This is a genomic window from Nocardioides sp. (assembly GCF_024509035.1).
Lineage (GTDB): Bacteria > Actinomycetota > Actinomycetes > Propionibacteriales > Nocardioidaceae > Nocardioides.
This window is the reverse complement of record NZ_JANINT010000358.1, coordinates 1-613: the sequence shown is the minus strand read 5'-3', so window position 1 is coordinate 613 and position 613 is coordinate 1. Positions and strand designations below refer to the sequence as shown.

Genomic DNA, 613 nt, shown 5'->3' with positions numbered 1-613 from the left:
ACCGGCAGCAGCCAGCGCACGTCGCCGTCGCCGACCACGCCGGCCTGGATCAGGGCCCAGACGCCGACCATCGCGAGGAACGCGATGCCCATCACCAGGTGCCCGACGTTGACGGGGTGCCGTCCGGACTCGCGGTTCATCGGGTCACCTCGATCTCTCCGAGCTCGAGATCCAGCACCAGGTGGACGGTGGGCGCGTCGGGTGGGCCGACGAGCCGGTGGTCCTCGATGCCACCGATGCCGCCGCGCTGGTAGCGGAACAGCTTGATGCTGCCGGCCCCGTCGACGGTCGCGTCGATGTCGGCACTCAGCCCGGGCGGGAGCGTGATGTCGATCGTCCCTGCGCGGCCGTCGACGGCGACGGTGCGGCCGTCGAGCGCGGCCACGTCGGTGACCTGGGAGAGGTCGATGCGCTGCTCGCCGACGTCGAGCGAGTAGTGGGGGGCGACCTCGCTCGCGGTCAGGGGGGTCACGCTGACCGACTTGGCGTCGATCTGGTCCGCGGCAGTGGCGGCGGCCAGGGCGAGCGCGGCGACCAAGCCGACCAGGACGATGCCGCCGGCCCGGCCGAAGAACGCGCCGACGAGGAGCATCGCGCCGCAGATCGCGACGGC

The 613-nt window shown here is 72.8% G+C and carries 1 protein-coding gene; it reads right to left on the bottom strand.

Annotated features, from left to right (window positions below; translation table 11 throughout):
* Positions 1–136: 136 nt before the first annotated feature.
* A partial coding sequence (locus Q0L15_RS21255) for a hypothetical protein (RefSeq protein WP_296606744.1) occupies positions 137–613 on the bottom strand: 477 nt, incomplete at its 5' end.